At 45.3% G+C, this 16,373-nt stretch carries 13 protein-coding genes; 11 read left to right on the plus strand and 2 right to left on the minus strand.

Annotation, left to right across the window (positions count from 1 at the left end):
* Nucleotides 1-2: 2 nt before the first annotated feature.
* Entirely contained in the window at nucleotides 3-1,382 is a 1,380-nt protein-coding gene (locus tag H8705_RS01635) for a sodium-dependent transporter (protein WP_262394110.1), read from the minus strand.
* 150 nt (nucleotides 1,383-1,532) lie between these two features.
* Between H8705_RS01635 and H8705_RS01640 the strand changes: the two genes are divergently transcribed.
* From H8705_RS01640 to tsf, 3 genes are all read left to right on the plus strand, one after another.
* A complete protein-coding gene (locus tag H8705_RS01640) occupies nucleotides 1,533-1,829 on the plus strand; it encodes a YlmC/YmxH family sporulation protein (protein WP_262394111.1) in 297 nt (98 codons plus the stop codon).
* Nucleotides 1,830-2,036: 207 nt separating this feature from the next.
* Complete coding sequence (rpsB, locus tag H8705_RS01645; protein WP_262394112.1) at nucleotides 2,037-2,798, plus strand: 30S ribosomal protein S2; 762 nt, start codon at nucleotides 2,037-2,039, stop codon at nucleotides 2,796-2,798.
* Between the two features lie 104 nt (nucleotides 2,799-2,902).
* Nucleotides 2,903-3,823: a translation elongation factor Ts gene (gene tsf / locus H8705_RS01650; RefSeq protein ID WP_262394113.1), complete on the plus strand. Its 921-nt coding sequence runs from the start codon at nucleotides 2,903-2,905 to the stop codon at nucleotides 3,821-3,823.
* Between the two features lie 110 nt (nucleotides 3,824-3,933).
* On the opposite strand, the gene glpK is transcribed toward tsf, so the two are convergent.
* Nucleotides 3,934-5,424 (minus strand): glycerol kinase GlpK, encoded by a 1,491-nt coding sequence (gene glpK, locus H8705_RS01655; protein WP_262394114.1) that lies wholly within the window; start codon nucleotides 5,422-5,424, stop codon nucleotides 3,934-3,936.
* A 242-nt stretch (nucleotides 5,425-5,666) separates the two neighbouring features.
* On the opposite strand from glpK, the gene pyrH reads away from it, so the two are divergent.
* The 8 genes from pyrH to H8705_RS01695 all read left to right on the plus strand — a co-directional run bounded on the left by pyrH (nucleotide 5,667) and on the right by H8705_RS01695 (nucleotide 16,279).
* Nucleotides 5,667-6,377: a UMP kinase gene (pyrH, locus tag H8705_RS01660; RefSeq protein WP_262394115.1), complete on the plus strand. Its 711-nt coding sequence runs from the start codon at nucleotides 5,667-5,669 to the stop codon at nucleotides 6,375-6,377.
* Between the two features lie 5 nt (nucleotides 6,378-6,382).
* Entirely contained in the window at nucleotides 6,383-6,937 is a 555-nt protein-coding gene (gene frr, locus H8705_RS01665) for a ribosome recycling factor (RefSeq protein WP_262394116.1), read from the plus strand.
* A gap of 25 nt (nucleotides 6,938-6,962) precedes the next feature.
* Nucleotides 6,963-7,691 (plus strand): isoprenyl transferase, encoded by a 729-nt coding sequence (locus H8705_RS01670; RefSeq protein ID WP_262394117.1) that lies wholly within the window; start codon nucleotides 6,963-6,965, stop codon nucleotides 7,689-7,691.
* Nucleotides 7,692-7,771: 80 nt separating this feature from the next.
* Nucleotides 7,772-8,614 (plus strand): phosphatidate cytidylyltransferase, encoded by an 843-nt coding sequence (locus tag H8705_RS01675; RefSeq protein ID WP_262394118.1) that lies wholly within the window; start codon nucleotides 7,772-7,774, stop codon nucleotides 8,612-8,614.
* A gap of 11 nt (nucleotides 8,615-8,625) precedes the next feature.
* On the plus strand, nucleotides 8,626-9,792 hold the full coding sequence (locus H8705_RS01680) for a 1-deoxy-D-xylulose-5-phosphate reductoisomerase (protein ID WP_262394119.1): 1,167 nt from the start codon (nucleotides 8,626-8,628) through the stop codon (nucleotides 9,790-9,792).
* Between the two features lie 58 nt (nucleotides 9,793-9,850).
* The gene (locus tag H8705_RS01685; protein ID WP_262394120.1) at nucleotides 9,851-10,876 is read left to right on the plus strand and encodes a M50 family metallopeptidase; all 1,026 of its coding nucleotides are present in this window, start codon (nucleotides 9,851-9,853) and stop codon (nucleotides 10,874-10,876) included.
* A gap of 15 nt (nucleotides 10,877-10,891) precedes the next feature.
* Nucleotides 10,892-11,929 (plus strand): flavodoxin-dependent (E)-4-hydroxy-3-methylbut-2-enyl-diphosphate synthase, encoded by a 1,038-nt coding sequence (gene ispG, locus H8705_RS01690; RefSeq protein WP_262394121.1) that lies wholly within the window; start codon nucleotides 10,892-10,894, stop codon nucleotides 11,927-11,929.
* A gap of 18 nt (nucleotides 11,930-11,947) precedes the next feature.
* The gene (locus H8705_RS01695) at nucleotides 11,948-16,279 is read left to right on the plus strand and encodes a PolC-type DNA polymerase III (protein WP_262394122.1); all 4,332 of its coding nucleotides are present in this window, start codon (nucleotides 11,948-11,950) and stop codon (nucleotides 16,277-16,279) included.
* Nucleotides 16,280-16,373: the final 94 nt, after the last annotated feature.

Below are 16,373 nucleotides of genomic sequence, written 5' to 3' on the forward strand. Positions count from 1 at the left end.
ATTTAAGCTGCACTTGCAAAAAACAGATCATAATATCCTTTAAAGAAGATCATCAATACAATTAACGGCAGAATATAAGAGACATATACTCTGGTCCATTTTGGAAATTTAATACCATTTCCCATATCCGCTTCCCGCAGGAAGTTTTTCCATCCCCAGCCATACCGGGAAGTACAAAACAGCAAATACACAAGCGAACCCAAAGGAAGCAGATTGTTGCTGATAATAAAGTCCTCCAGTACCAGAATATTGGAGCCAGAACCCAGAGGCTGAAAGCTGCTTAATAGATTAAACCCAAGCACACAGGGCAGGGAAAGAAGAATGACCAGAAAAATATTGATTATTACCGATTTTTTTCTTGTCCAGCTCCACAGATCCATGCTGAAAGAAATAATATTTTCGAATACGGCGATTACTGTGGACATTGCCGCAAAGGTCATAAAAACAAAAAATAAACTGCCCCATAGCCGCCCGCCTGCCATAGAGTTGAAGATGTTAGGAAGGGTGACAAATACCAGATTAAAGCCGCTGTCCGGGCGTACGCCGAAGGAAAAGCAGGCAGGGAAGATAATAAGCCCGGACAAAAGAGCCACCATAGTATCCAGAAAAGTAATGCTGATCGCTTCCCCGGTAAGGGAATGTTTTTTATCAATATAGCTTCCGAAGATTGCCATAGAACCGATACCAATACTTAAAGTAAAAAACGCCTGCCCCATAGCGGCAAAAACCACAGTACCAATCCCTTGATCTAACATTTTCTGGAAATCAGGCAGAAGATAAAAACGAAGGCCCTGGGAAGCGCCTGGAAGTGTAACCGAACGTATCACCAAAATTCCCATAACTAAAAATAGGCTTACCATCATAACTTTTATGATCTTTTCCACTCCGTTTTGAAGCCCCAAGGAACATACCCCAAATCCAAGAACTACCACAATGATCATAAATAGGGCCATCAGCCCAGGCTGAAGCATCAGAGAATGGAAAACCTCTTCTACCTGCTGGGGGCTTTTCTCTGAAAATTCACCCAGAGCCATCTTAAAAAAGTAAATCAGCATCCAGCCGGCAATCGTCGTATAAGACATCATAAGCAGATAATTTCCGATAATAGAGAAATATCCGTGAAAATGCCATTTGGAACCTTTCGGTTCCAAGATTCGGAAAGAAGTAGCCGCGCTTTTTTGACTGGCCCGGCCTACGGCAAACTCCATTACCATAATCGGCAAACCCAAAATGAGCAGAAAGATAAGATAAATTAGGACAAACGCCGCGCCGCCATACTGGCCGGTGATAAAAGGAAATCGATAGACATTTCCTAAGCCAATGGCGCATCCGGCGGAAATTAACAGAAATCCAAGCCGGGAAGAGAATTTTTCTCTTTGCAATCTAATAAACCCCTTTCAAAAGCACACAAGCGAACAATAATAATCATGATATAATTTTTGTCCAATATTTGTCAACTTTTACGGACAAAATATATCTAGCCTTTCCTTAGAATAAAATATTATGTGAAATTATGTCAAGGGGGGCTTTTGGTGTATTGTAGAATTAGTGATTTAAAGAATAAATATGTGATCAACGTACGTAACGGCGCGAAAATAGGCTATGTGGGAGATGTGGAAGTGGATACTTCTTCTGCTAAAATTATCAGTTTGGTGGTTTACGGAAGGCTGCGATTTTTTGGATTATTTGGAAGAGAAGAAGATGTTACCATCAAATGGGAGGATATTGAGGTTATCGGGGAGGATACGATATTAGTAAATCATCCCTTTAGCTCTTACGCTTCCGCTAAAAAAAGCAAGGGATTTTTTGATGTTTTTACAGAGGATTAATTCTCTTACTATTATTTGAAGAAAAATAGAAAAAACCACTTGTAATTTTCTTTAAATTATGGTAGTATATTACGGCTGGTATGTAATGATTATCGGCAGAACACACATTTCGCAATTGTCTTGCTGGTGTCCTGTATTGAACAGCAGGATAGCGGGGCGAGCTTAAAGCGAGATGGCGGAAATTAACCGAAAGAGAGGATTTTTATTATGGGCGTAGTATCAATGAAACAACTTTTGGAGGCGGGTGTTCATTTCGGACATCAGACAAGAAGATGGAACCCTAAAATGGCTCGTTATATCTTCACTGAGCGAAATGGTATTTATATCATTGACCTCCAGAAAACCGTGAAAAAACTGGATGAAGCGTATATGTTCGTACGCGATCTTGCTGCTGAAGGCGGAAACGTCCTGTTCGTAGGGACAAAGAAACAGGCTGGCGACAGTGTGAGAGAGGAAGCCCTTCGCGCGGATGCTTACTATGTAAACGCAAGATGGCTGGGCGGTATGCTCACCAACTTTAAGACGATCCGCCGCAGAATCGATCGTCTGGCTCAGCTGAGAAAGATGGAAGAGGACGGAACTTTTGAACGTCTTCCCAAGAAGGAAGTAAGCAAACTAAACCTGGAAATCGAAAAATTGGAGAAGTTTTTGGGCGGAATTAAAGATATGAAAAAACTTCCGGCCGCTCTGTTTATCGTTGACCCAAGAAAAGAGAAAATTGCCGTTGCAGAAGCGCATAAATTAGGAATTCCCATTGTTGCGATTGTAGATACCAACTGCGATCCGGATGAAATTGATTATGTTATCCCTGGCAACGATGATGCGATCCGTGCGGTAAAACTCCTGGCGGCTACTATGGCTGACGCTATTATCGAAGGCAGACAGGGTCAAATGGGCGCTGCGGAAGCGGAAGCTCAGGCGCAGGAAGAAGCTGCCGCTGAAGCGGAAGAGACTGTGGCTGCGCAGTAATTTTGAGAGAATTTTTGCAGTATGCCGTGCCCTTTCGTGCGGCATACTGTACTTATGCTATGGAATAATAAAATATCAAATGAAAAAATAGGAGGATACGAATTATGGCATTTACCGCTAAAGACGTACAGGCCCTCAGAGAAAGAACCGGCTGCGGCATGATGGAGTGTAAAAAAGCGCTTACAGAAACCGACGGCGATATGGATAAAGCTATTGAAGTCCTCAGAGAAAAAGGACTGGCTGCCGCTGCGAAAAAATCTGGCAGAATCGCTGCAGAAGGTATTGTATTGGCAATGGTTGACGACGCAACAAAAGTTGGCGTTGTTATCGAAGTAAACTCGGAAACCGATTTTGTTGCGAAAAACAATGAATTTGTTAAATTCGTAGAAGCTTGTGCAAAAACAGTTGCGGCCAATAAGCCTGCTTCTGTAGAAGCTTTGATGGATATGCAGGCGGTTGGTCTGGGGATGACCGTTGCGGAAGCCCTTAGAGAAAAAATTCTGACCATCGGTGAAAACATGAAGATCCGCCGCTTTACATTTGCGGAGGGTACGGTTTGCACTTATGTTCATGGGGGCGGCCGTATTGGCGTTATGGTAATGTTTGATACCGATTTGGCGGGCAAAGCGGAATTTGAAGCTTATGCAAAGGACATTGCGATGCAGGTTGCGGCTGTAATGCCTTCCTACCTGGATGAAGCTTCTGTGCCGGCGGAAGTGATTGAAAAAGAAAAAGAAATTCTGAAAGCACAGATCGCCAACGATGAAAAACTGAAAAATAAACCGGCACAGATTATTGAAAAAATGGTTGACGGCAGAATTGGCAAATTTTATAAAGAAAACTGCCTGATGGATCAAGCCTTTATTAAAGACGGTGAAATCAGTGTTGCGAAATACACTGAAAATACTGCGAAAGAACTGGGCGGTTCCATTAAAGTTACCGGATTTGTACGCTATGAAAAAGGGGAAGGCCTGGAGAAAAAAGAAGACAACTTCGCTGAAGAAGTTGCCAGCATGATGAAATAAGAATTTCTCACAACCCTTTGATTGGAAGTAAACTGTGTGTACAGAGAAGTTATAGATTAATATATACGACGAAAACAGCGCCGAAACCTAAAGGTTTTGGCGCTGCTTTTTTATTCGTGATCTTCCCAGTCAAGGCTGCGGCCCACCGCTTTGCGCCAGCCTTGCAGCAGCCGTTGACGGCGATTCTCCTCCATGTCCGGCGCAAAGCTGGTATCACACCGCCACAGATTTTTAATTTCCGCTTTATTTTTCCATACGCCGGTGGCGAGTCCAGCTAAATAAGCGGCGCCCAGAGCGGTAGTCTCCCGAATGATAGGGCGGAGTACCAGTTTATTGAGAATATCCGCCTGAAACTGCATTAAAAAGGCATCCCGGCTGGCTCCGCCGTCTACTTTAAGCTCATGCAGGACAATGCCGGTATCTTTTTCCATAGCCTCCATCAATTCCAAGCTTTGATAAGCGATAGATTCCTGGGCGGCCCGGATGAGGTGTTCTCTTTTGGTTCCTCTGGTGATTCCTACAATACAGCCTCTGGCATACATATCCCAATACGGCGCCCCAAGCCCGGTAAAGGCAGGAACAATATACACGCCGCCTGTATCCTCCACCTTTTGGGCATAATATTCTGCGTCCCGGCTTTCGGTCATAAAACGAAGCTCGTCTCTAAGCCATTGGATGACCGCTCCTCCTACAAACACACTGCCCTCCAAGGCATATTGTACCTTTCCCTCAAGGCCGATGGCAATGGTGGTAATCAGTCCGTTTTTACTTTCATAAGGAGTATCTCCGGTATTCATTAAAAGGAAACAGCCAGTACCATAGGTGTTTTTACCCTCGCCTTTTTCGAAACAGGTCTGCCCGAACAGGGCGGCCTGCTGATCTCCGGCGATCCCAGCAATAGGGATTTCTACATCCTGAATAATGGTATGTCCATAAATTTCACTGGAGTTACGCACCTGCGGCAGTATTGCCTTGGGAATGTCCAGAATATGTAAAAGCTCCTCGTCCCAGCAAAGAGTTTTAATGTTATAGATCATGGTGCGGGAGGCGTTGGTATAATCTGTTACGTGGACCTTACCGCCGGTCAGTTTCCAGATCAGCCAGCTGTCCACTGTTCCAAAAAGGATTTCGCCTTTTTCAGCTTTTTTTCTGGCGCCGTCCACGTGATCTAAAATCCATTTGATTTTAGTCCCGGAAAAGTAGGCGTCCGGAATAAGTCCGGTTTTTTCCCGGATCATATCCGCAAGTCCAGCGGATTTTAATTGATCGGTGATTTCTGCAGTGCGCCGGCATTGCCAAACAATAGCGTTATAAATTGGCCGGCCGGTATTTTTATCCCATAGGATGGTAGTTTCCCGTTGGTTGGTGATACCGATCCCCACAATATCCGATACATTTACACCACTTTTGGCGATGACTTCCATCATTACCGCATATTGAGAAGAATAGATTTCCATTGGATCATGCTCTACCCAGCCTTCCCGGGGATAAAGCTGTGTAAACTCCTTTTGGGCCATTTCGATAATATTTTGTTCCTGGTCAAATAAAATCGCCCGGGAACTGGTCGTTCCCTGATCCAGGGCCAATAGATACTTACCCATCCGCATAACTCTCCTTTGAAGTATGGTGTACTTTATTCTACCATAAGATTACTGTTTTGGACAGCCAAAAGACAAAAATTGATACTTTTCTCAATTGTGTAAATTTAGTTAAACTTAAGGCAATACCCTTTACTTTAAAGGGCTGTTATTGTAAAATATATATGTATGTAACCAAGAGCCGGCAGGTAAAAACAGGTGTTTTTCGTGATCGGTTTAAAATTAAATATGTTGGAGGTAGCTTTATGCCACTGGAGTATAAGCGGGTGCTTTTAAAGTTGAGCGGGGAAGCGCTCGCCGGCGATAAGAAATTTGGGTTGGATTATGATATTGTTACCGATATCTGTAAAAGCCTCAAGAAATGCGTGGCGCTTGGCGCTCAGATTGGTATTGTAGTAGGCGGAGGGAACTTTTTTCGGGGCAGGTCCAGTCTGCAGATGGACAGGGCCCGCGCGGACCATATGGGAATGCTTGCAACCGTCATGAACTCCCTGGCGATTGCCGACGGATTAGAGGCTCAACAGGTTCCTGTAAGGGTGCAGACAGCGATTACTATGCAGCAGATCGCGGAACCTTATATTCGCAACCGGGCGATCCGGCATCTGGAAAAGGGAAGAGTAGTGGTGTTTGGCTGCGGTACCGGCAATCCTTATTTCTCTACGGATACGGCGTCCTCTCTAAGAGCGGCGGAGATTGACGCGGATATCATTTTAAAAGCTACTATGGTGGACGGTGTGTATGACTGCGACCCTAACAAATATTCTAATGCGGTAAAATATGAGAAGGTATCCTTTCAGGAGGTGTTAGAAAAAGGGCTGGGCGTAATGGACAGCACCGCTGCTGCGATGTGCAGGGATAATAAAATTCCAGTGCTGGTGTTTAGTCTTGCCGATCCGGACAATATTCTGCGGGCAATAAAAGGTGAAAAAATTGGTACAATAGTAAAGGAGGATTAATCTCAATGAATGAGCTTATAAAAACTTATCAGTCCAAAATGGAAAAAACCGTTTCTGTACTTTCCGAAGAGTATGCCAGTATCCGTGCAGGCAGAGCGAATCCTGCTGTATTGGATAAAGTGATGGTAGATTATTATGGTACCCCCACCCCCATTCAATCGATGGCGGCAGTTTCTGTATCCGAAGCTCGTATCCTTGTGATTCAGCCGTGGGACAAATCCACTTTAGGACCGATTCAAAAAGCAATTCAGGCCTCGGATATAGGGATTAATCCCCAAAACGATGGAACGGTTATTCGTATTGTATTCCCGCAGCTGACAGAAGAACGTAGAAAAGAGATATGCAAAAGTGTGCGAAAACAGGCGGAAGAATCAAAAGTTGCGATCCGCTCTATTCGCCGGGATGCCAACGAAAAACTTAAGGCCATGAAAAAGAGCAGCGAAATTACAGAAGATGATCAAAAACAGTTGGAAAAAGAAGTGCAGGATTTGACGGATAAATACTGCAAAAATATAGATGACACTGCCGCGAAAAAGGAAAAGGAGATCCTCGAGATTTAATTAGCGGCAGGCAGGAGGTTTCGGGTTGGTATATCAAAGAGTAGAAGATATTCCAAAGGAAAAATTGCCTGTCCATATTGGGCTGATTATGGACGGAAATGGAAGATGGGCGGCGGTGCGGGGACTTCCCCGCAATGCCGGCCATAAAAAAGGTACGGATACCTTTGGTAAGCTGATGAAGCATTGCCGGGAAATCGGGATTAAATATGTAACGGTATATGCCTTTTCTACAGAAAACTGGAAACGCCCAAAAGAAGAGGTAGACGCATTGATGGGCCTTCTGCGAAATTATCTGGAAGATACCTTCAAACATCAGGAAGAAGACGCGCGGATTTGCTTTTTGGGAGATCGGGAGCCTTTAAGCGAGGATATCAAACAGAAAATCCAAAAAGTGGAAGAAGCAAGCAGGAGAAATACCGCCATTACTATTAATATTGCTCTCAACTATGGTGGGCGGGACGAAATTGTTCATGCGGTGAAGGCGTTGGCGCATAAGTGTATGCAAGGGGAGCTTTCTTTGGGGCAGATTGATGAAGAGATGGTTTCTAATCACCTGTATACTGCGGGACAGCCGGACCCAGACTTAATTATCCGTCCCAGCGGAGAATACCGTTTATCCAACTTTTTAACGTGGCAATCGGCCTATTCAGAGTTGGTATTTTTAAATGTATTGTGGCCGGATTTTACGCCGGCGGATTTAGATATGGCGATTTTAGAATATGAAAAACGAGACCGCAGGTTTGGCGGCATTTAAAAAGAAAAACAGTTCTCATCCTTCCGCACGGTATGAGAAAGACGCTATTATTTTACTGTGCGGCGGAATGGAGTTTTATTATGAAACAGAGAATCATTTCCTCTATAATAGGATTGGGCATCCTGTTTGTGGTTTTGATGTTTTTTGATACAATGCTGCTTAATGTTGCGCTCAGCGTTATTTCAGTGATGGCTTTGTATGAACTGCTGCACGCTACTGGATGTACAAAAAACAAACTGTTTTCTATTTTGGTTTCGGCATTTGCCGCGGCAGTGCCGTTTTTTTCTGTACAGCTCTTTACCAGGAATTTAATGCTGATTTGTTATCTTTATGTGCTTGCGCTGTTTTCGCTTCTTTTGGCCACTCATAACAAGCTTCATATTGACCAGGTCGCTATGGGATTTACGTTCAGCTTGCTGGTGCCGTTTTCTTTAACAATTTTTGTATATTTGCGGGATCGGGACGGCGCAGTGTTAGGGGCATTTTATGCTTTGATTATTTTGGGAAGCGCCTGGCTTTCAGATACTGGAGCCTATTTTGCCGGCCGGACATTTGGAAAACACAAGCTGGCCCCCTACATAAGCCCGAAAAAAACAGTGGAGGGTGCGGTCGGCGGCCTGTTGTTTGCAGAAGTTACTGTGTCTTTGGTAGCGTTTCTTTATTCTTTGGCGGTAGGCGCTCTAGGCAGCCCAATCGCAATAAATTATAAAGCGCTGCTGCTGGTGGTGCCTGTGTTATCCCTTGTGAGCATCTTAGGAGATTTGTCTGCGTCAATTATTAAGCGTCAGTATCATGTGAAAGATTTCGGTTCGATCATGCCTGGACATGGAGGAGTGATGGACCGTTTTGATAGTGCTTTGATGGTAGGACCGATGGTATTTTTAATCTGTATGCACCTGCCGCTGGCACAACTATTGCATTGAGTGAGGTTATTATGGAGTTTGAAGGCAGTAAAAAGATAACGCTTTTGGGAAGCACAGGCTCCATTGGAACCCAAACGTTGGAATGCTGTTCCCACTTGGGATATAAGATAAATGCGCTGGCCGCGAATAGAAGCGTAGCGCTTTTGGAAAAACAGGCGAGGGAATTTTCTCCTCGCTATGTTGTCGTTTCTGAGAAAGAAAGCTATTCCCAGCTGAAATTGGCCTTGCATGATACGGATATCAAGCTTTTGGCCGGGGTTGAGGGAATGTGTGAAGCGGCGGCGCTGCCGGAAAATGACCTGGTGGTCAATTCTGTGGTGGGAATGGTGGGGCTTCGTCCGACGCTTGCCGCATTGCAGGCGAAAAAGACCTTGGCCCTTGCGAACAAAGAAACCCTGGTTGCCGCCGGAAAATTGGTGATGGACACTGCACGCGCCAATGGAGTGGATATTCTTCCCGTGGACAGTGAGCATTCGGCGATTTTTCAAAGTATGCAGGGCAGCAGCTCAAAAGAAGTACATAGTATCATTCTTACCGCTTCCGGCGGTCCATTTTTGGGAAAGACGGCGGCGGATTTGGAAAAGGTTACTCTGCAGCAGGCGCTCAAGCATCCCAACTGGGAGATGGGTGCAAAAATTACGATAGACAGCTCCACTTTAATGAATAAAGGGTTGGAGTTTATCGAGGCCATGTGGCTGTTTCATCTACGTCCGGATCAAATTGAGGTGGTAGTTCATCCGCAAAGTGTGGTTCATTCCGCGGTGGAATATGTGGATGGTTCTATCATTGCCCAGATGGGAGTTCCGGATATGAAAATTCCCATACAGTATGCGCTGACTTATCCCAGGCGAAAACCTACCCCGGTAAAGCGGCTTTCTTTGACAGAGTATGGAAATTTAACCTTTTTAAAACCGGATTTGGATACTTTTGTCTGTTTGTCCAGCTGTATTGACGCAGTTATCCGGGGAGGACTGTATCCATGTGTGGTGAACAGCGCCAATGAACAGGCGGTGGCTTTGTTTTTACAGCAGAAGATCTCTTATACGGATATTGGAAAATGCGTCCGGTATGCATTGGATCATTATTCCTGCAGCCGGGATCGGTATACATTGGAAGACGTACTTTTTACGGATCAGCAGGTGCGCGAGATGATAAAGGAATATTGTCTTACGCCTTAAGAATACTATAACATAGGGGCAGCCGCCCCTATTTGATTATATGAATGGTGAGTGACTTATGAGCACAATGGTACAAATTATTATAGCGGTACTGGTTTTTGGTCTTTTGATTTTTATCCATGAGCTGGGGCATTTTACGGTAGGAAAACTTTCCGGCATGAAAGTCAATGAATTCGCTATTGGGATGGGACCGACGCTTTGGTCGAAGCAAAAAGGGGAAACAAAATATTCTCTTCGAGCACTTCCTATTGGCGGCTATGTAGCGGTAGAAGGGGAGGATGAAGGCAGTACAGACCCTCGGGCGTTTGGAAATGTGGCGTTATGGAAAAGGATTATATTTGTATGCGCCGGTGCTTTTATGAACGTGGTGCTGGGATTTTTAATTCTTTCTATCCTTGTAGGACTGCGTACCAATCTGCCGACTACAGTGGTGGCCCAGTTTAAAGAAGAAGCCACCAGCAGTTCTCAGCTTCAGGTAAACGATAAAATTTTAAGCATTAATGGAAGCAGGGTATTTACTTCAAATGATATCGTCTTTTCCCTGATCAGCGACCGGGACGGAGCGGTAGATATGACGGTGGTTCGGGATGGGAACAAACTTTCCTTGGAAGGAATAGAATTCGGTATGACTACCGATGAAAACGGGCAGAAATTTATCAATTTAGATTTTTATGTGTATTCCACCCCAAAAACTTTTTGGGGCAGCGTTCAATACACGGTGATGTGGATGTTTTCCATTGTACGGCAGGTATGGATGTCGCTGATTAATCTGATTACTGGAAACTTTGCTTTAAGCGAACTTTCCGGACCGGTAGGGGTTTCCAGCGCTATAGGTCAGGCGGCGGCGGATCATTTTACCACCTTGCTGACGCTGGTCGGGTTTATTACAGTAAATATCGGCGTGTTTAACCTGCTTCCGCTGCCTGCACTGGATGGAGGTCGGTTGATTTTCTTATTAATCGAGCTTGTAATTCGCCGTCCGGTCAACCCCAAATATGAAGGGATTATCCATGCGACGGGCTTTCTTCTGCTGATGGGATTGATGCTGGTAGTAACTTTTAATGATATTGTAAAATTGTTTTAACAGGGACGGTGCGGTATGTCAAATGAAGTAGCGATTGGAAAGGTAAACATCGGTGGGGGAAATCCGGTTGCAATCCAATCTATGCTGGGAATATCCGCCGAAGATTTGGAGGGAAATATTTCCCAGGCAAAGGCGCTGCAGCAGGCGGGATGTGAAATTCTGCGGGTAGCGGTGCCCGACTTGAATGCTGTAAAGTTGATTCCCGCCATTAAAAATGAAGTTTCTATCCCTCTGGTGGCGGATATCCATTTTGATTATAAAATTGCTTTGGAGTGCGCCGCTGCCGGGGCGGATAAAATCCGTATTAATCCAGGAAATATCGGAGAAAAGGATAAAATCAGGCAGGTAGCGCGTATTTGCCAAAGAAAAGGGATTCCTATTCGAATCGGAGTAAATTCTGGTTCGGTAGAAAAGAATATTCTGCAAAAATACGGTGCGCCGACCCCGGAGGCTTTAGTGGAAAGCGGGATATATCATGTCCGACTGTTAGAAGAATTTGATTTTGATAAGATTGTACTTTCCATCAAATCCTCTCACGTGCCCACGATGATTAAGGCTTACCGGTTGGCGGATCAAGAACTTCCTTATCCTCTCCATTTGGGGGTTACGGAAGCGGGAACCGCTCGTATGGGACTGATTAAATCTGCTATTGGAATCGGTTCGCTTTTGGCGGATGGAATAGGGGATACTATTCGTGTATCCCTTACGGATAGCCCGCTGGAGGAGATCAAAGCCGCAAAGGATATCTTAAAATCTCTTGGCCTTCGCCGGGAAGGGATAGAGATTATCTCCTGTCCTACCTGCGGTCGAACAAAAATTGATTTGATCTCTTTGGCAAAACAGGTGGAGGACCGGTTGGAAAACTGTTCCAAGCCGCTGAGAGTAGCGGTGATGGGATGCGCGGTTAACGGGCCGGGGGAAGCCAGAGAAGCGGACATCGGAATCGCGGGAGGCGATGGATGCGCTTTGCTGTTTGAAAAAGGAGAAATTGTTGGAAAGTACCGGGAAGAAGAAATTATTGACGTTTTAATCAAACGGATTGAGGAAATGTAATTTTTGAGGTGTTGAAGATTGGCGCTGTTTAAAGATATTTTCGATTCTTACATAGAGACCTCGCAGCAGGATGGGATATCCTGCTGCGAGGTTTGTTCGGTTTTGGCCAATCGGGAAAAACGAACGATGGACATTAAGCTGAAATCCCCTGTACTGCTCCCTCGAGAAGATCTGCTGAAATTGCAGCGGACATTGGGAGAAAAATTGCAGCTTCAGGAACTTCGGCTTTTACCCGTTTATGAAAAAGAGCAGTTTACCAGCGATTATCTTTTGGAGATTATCGCTCTATTGGCCTTTCGCGGCGAACCGGTGAACGGTTTTTTTGAGGGCTGCAAATGCGACCTGCAGGAAGAGGTCTTAACTATTTATCTCACCCATGGGGGACAAGAACATCTGGAAACAATGGGATGTTCCCGCAAGATTTCCCAGATCATCCAAGAGGAATTTGACTTGCAGCTAAAAGTTCGCTTTGACGGGGTATTGGATATTGCCCAAGATAGTAAGGAATATCAGGATGTGATGAAAAAGGTCAAATCTCAGCCGATAAAATATACCCCTCCGGCGCCGTCCGCCGCTAATACCAAGGAGGAAAAATCTGCTGCTCCCGTCCCTACCCGGATCAGTTTTGAGATGGGGGATCTGCCTTTTGAACCCAACTCTATGGTGACAATCATGGGGCCGGCGCCCAAAGGACATCCCCATCCGATGAACGAGGTAAACATTGAAAGCGGGAAGGTAACCGTTTGGGGGGATATTTTTAAGATTGATCGGCGTACCAGCCGGGATGAAAAAACATTGATCCTTACCTTTTTTGTCACCGATTATACCAGTTCTTTTACCGCCAAGATTATTGGGCGGATGGATAAAAAAATAAAAGCGCTGGAAGAGATAAAAACTGGGGATACTGTGGTCATTTCCGGCCTGGTGGAATACGATCGGTTTGATAAAGAGGCGGTGCTTCGTCCGGACAGCATCGCTAAAGTGAAAAAAATCCCGCGAATGGATCACTGTGAGCAAAAGAGGGTAGAACTGCACTGCCATTCCAACATGTCGGCCATGGACGGGATCACCCCGGCGGCCAAGTTGGTGGAACAAGCCTACCGTTTTGGACATAAGGCGATTGCCATCACTGATCATGGAGTGGTTCAGGCATTTCCGGATTGCATGAATGCGGTAAATAAGATTAAGTCCAAAGGCGGTGAATTTAAAGTAATTTACGGGGTGGAATCCTATTTTGTGGACGATATTGTCCATGCGGTCAGCGGCAGGGCTACCGGGGACTTCAGCCGGGAAATTATTGTATTTGACCTGGAAACTACCGGCCTTTCGGCCGCTACCGAGCGAATTACGGAAATTGGCGCGGTGAAAATTTCCGGGGGAGAAATTGTGCAGCGGTTTAATACTTTTGTCAATCCGGAAAGGGCGATCCCTTACGAGATTACCAAGCTCACGGGGATCACAGACGACGATGTGCGGGATGCTCCTTCCCAGCAGGAAGCCCTGGAAATGTTTTATGAGTTTTGCGGCGGAGAGGCGGCTGTCCTGGTGGCTCATAATGCCAATTTCGATATGAGTTTTTTAAAGCAGACCGCCAAACGATGCAAAATGTCCTGCAATTTTACAGCTATTGACACGCTGGTAATGGCCAGATCTTTATTCCCGCATCTTAAAAAATATAAACTGGATATAGTAGCAAAAGAGGTCGGAATCCAAGAATTTAACCACCATCGAGCCTGTGACGACGCTGAAGTGCTGGCGAAGATTTTTTTACATATGATCGAGATGCTTCGATCTGAGCGCACGTGTAATTGCATTGAGAAAATAAATTCCTCTTTGGCGGCGGTGGATGTAAAAAAAGCGCCGATGTACCATCAAATACTCCTGGTGAAAAATCTAACAGGATTAAAAAATCTATACAAATTGGTTTCTATGGCTCATTTGGACTACTATGCCAAAAAGCCGCGTATTCCTAAAAGCCAGCTGATGGCCCATCGGGATGGATTGTTAGTGGGAAGCGCGTGTGAAGCTGGACAACTTTATAGGGCTGTGATCGAAGGAAAAAGCTGGGGAGATCTATGCGATATTGCTAAGTTCTACGATTATCTAGAAATTCAGCCTTTAGGCAATAATGAGTTTATGGTACGTTCCAATCAGGTAGAAAGTATCGAAACTATCAAAGAGTATAACCAGACGATCGTGCGTTTGGGAGAAAAATTAGGGATACCAGTGGTCGCTACCTGTGACGTTCACTTTCTGAATGAAAGCGATGCAAAATATCGAGCGGTACTGATGGCCGGAATGGGCTTTTCTGATGCGGATCAACAGGCTCCTTTATATTTGCGTACCACCGATGAAATGCTTCGGGAATTTGACTATCTTGGAGAAGAAAAGGCTCATGAGATCGTGATTGACAATCCTAATAAGATTGCAGATCTCATCGAGGATATCAAGCCTATTCCTGATGGTACCTTTACCCCCACTATTGAGGGATCTGAGGAAAGCTTGCAGGAGATCACCTGGGGAAAAGCCCGGGAAATCTATGGGGAAGATGTGCCGGAAATTGTGGCCAAGCGCCTGGATCGGGAACTTTCCTCTATTATCAAGCATGGATTTGCCGTACTTTATATGATCGCTCAAAAGCTAGTGGCGAAAAGTGAGGAAATGGGTTACCATGTAGGATCCCGTGGCTCGGTAGGTTCCTCCTTTGTGGCCACTATGGCGGGGATTTCCGAAGTAAATCCGCTGCCGCCTCATTATGTTTGCCCTAAGTGCAAACACAGCGAGTTTATTACAGATGGTTCGGTGGGGTCGGGATTTGACCTGCCGCCGAAAAATTGTCCGATATGTAAAACTTTATATAGACAGGATGGCCATGATATTCCCTTTGAAACCTTCTTAGGATTTGATGGGGACAAGGCGCCGGATATTGACCTGAACTTTTCCGGGGATGCGCAAGGGCAGATACATAAATATACAGAGGAACTTTTCGGTTCCTCCCATGTATTTAAAGCGGGAACGATCTCTACAGTTGCAGAAAAGACCGCTTATGGCTTTGTGATTAAATACGCTCAGGAGAGGGGCTTGGTGCTGACCAAGGCGGAGGAAGAACGGCTGGCGCTGGGCTGTACTGGTGTAAAACGAACTACCGGTCAGCATCCGGGAGGCATGGTTGTTGTACCCTCCAATATGGAAGTGTACGATTTTACCGCGGTACAGCGTCCGGCGGATGACGCCACTTCTGATATTACCACCACCCATTTTGACTTTCATTCCCTTCATGATACCATTCTGAAATTGGATGAGCTGGGACACGATGTTCCTACCATGTATAAGTATTTGGAGGATATGACTGGAGAGAACGTCAACGACATTCCTATGAGCGATCCAAAGGTAATGAGCCTATTTACCTCTCCAGAAGCGCTAGGGGTTAGCTCGGAGGACATCGACTGTAAAACCGGGACCTTAGCTCTGCCGGAAATGGGGACCAGCTTTGTGCGGGGAATGTTATTGGAATCCCAGCCAAAGAAATTTTCCGATTTGCTGCAAATTTCCGGACTTTCTCATGGCACCGATGTGTGGTTAGGCAACGCCCAGGAGCTGATTAGAAACAAAACATGTACTATTTCTGAGGTAATCGGTACTCGTGACAGCATTATGACCTATTTGATTTACAAAGGATTAGAGCCTAAAATGGCTTTCAAAATTATGGAGATCACCCGTAAGGGAAAAGCGCCGGTACTGCTTACCGAAGAGCATATAAAGGCCATGCGGGACTGTGATGTGCCTCAGTGGTATATTGATAGCTGCCTGAAGATCAAATACATGTTTCCCAAGGCTCATGCGGCGGCGTATGTAATCGCGTCTATCCGGCTCGGATGGTTCAAAGTTTATCGTCCGCTGGAGTTTTACGCAGTAATTTTCACGGTGCGGGGAAGCGATCTGGACGCGGAAGCGGCGGTAGGCGGGCAGCGAGTCACAAAACAGCGGATGCAGAACCTGATCCAAATGGGAAATGAGCGTTCCGCCAAGGATAACGACGTGCTTACCATGCTCCAGATCATCAACGAATGCCAGGCAAGAGGGATTGAGTTTTTGCCGGTGGATCTGTATAAATCCCATTATAAAACCTACCTTGTGGAGGATGGGAAAATCCGGCTTCCGTTTATGGCGCTTAAAGGAGTAGGAGAAGCGGCGGCGAAAAGTTTATATGAGCAGGCAAAAAAGGAAGAATTTATTTCCGCGGATGATATTATCAACCGGGCAGGGGTGTCTAAATCTGTAATTGAGATGCTGCGTACTTCCGGTGCTTTGGGCGATTTACCTGAAACATCCCAAGTAAGTTTCTTTTAAACACAGCGAAACTACAAAGATTAAGGGACGCATTGACAAAGAAGTGTTTACTGTGCTACTATAGTAGCACAGTAAAGTACATTCGTTGGAGGCC

The organism is Youxingia wuxianensis (assembly GCF_014385085.1).
Classification (GTDB): domain Bacteria; phylum Bacillota; class Clostridia; order Oscillospirales; family Ruminococcaceae; genus Youxingia; species Youxingia wuxianensis.

Coding starts and splice junctions, on each gene's coding strand:
- rpsB (WP_262394112.1), top strand. CDS start 2,037: ATGGGCGTAGTATCAATGAAACAACTTTTGGAGGCGGGTGTTCATTTC.
- tsf (WP_262394113.1), top strand. CDS start 2,903: ATGGCATTTACCGCTAAAGACGTACAGGCCCTCAGAGAAAGAACCGGC.
- glpK (WP_262394114.1), bottom strand. CDS start 5,424: ATGGGTAAGTATCTATTGGCCCTGGATCAGGGAACGACCAGTTCCCGG.
- pyrH (WP_262394115.1), top strand. CDS start 5,667: ATGCCACTGGAGTATAAGCGGGTGCTTTTAAAGTTGAGCGGGGAAGCG.
- frr (WP_262394116.1), top strand. CDS start 6,383: ATGAATGAGCTTATAAAAACTTATCAGTCCAAAATGGAAAAAACCGTT.
- H8705_RS01675 (WP_262394118.1), top strand. CDS start 7,772: ATGAAACAGAGAATCATTTCCTCTATAATAGGATTGGGCATCCTGTTT.
- H8705_RS01680 (WP_262394119.1), top strand. CDS start 8,626: ATGGAGTTTGAAGGCAGTAAAAAGATAACGCTTTTGGGAAGCACAGGC.
- H8705_RS01685 (WP_262394120.1), top strand. CDS start 9,851: ATGAGCACAATGGTACAAATTATTATAGCGGTACTGGTTTTTGGTCTT.
- ispG (WP_262394121.1), top strand. CDS start 10,892: ATGTCAAATGAAGTAGCGATTGGAAAGGTAAACATCGGTGGGGGAAAT.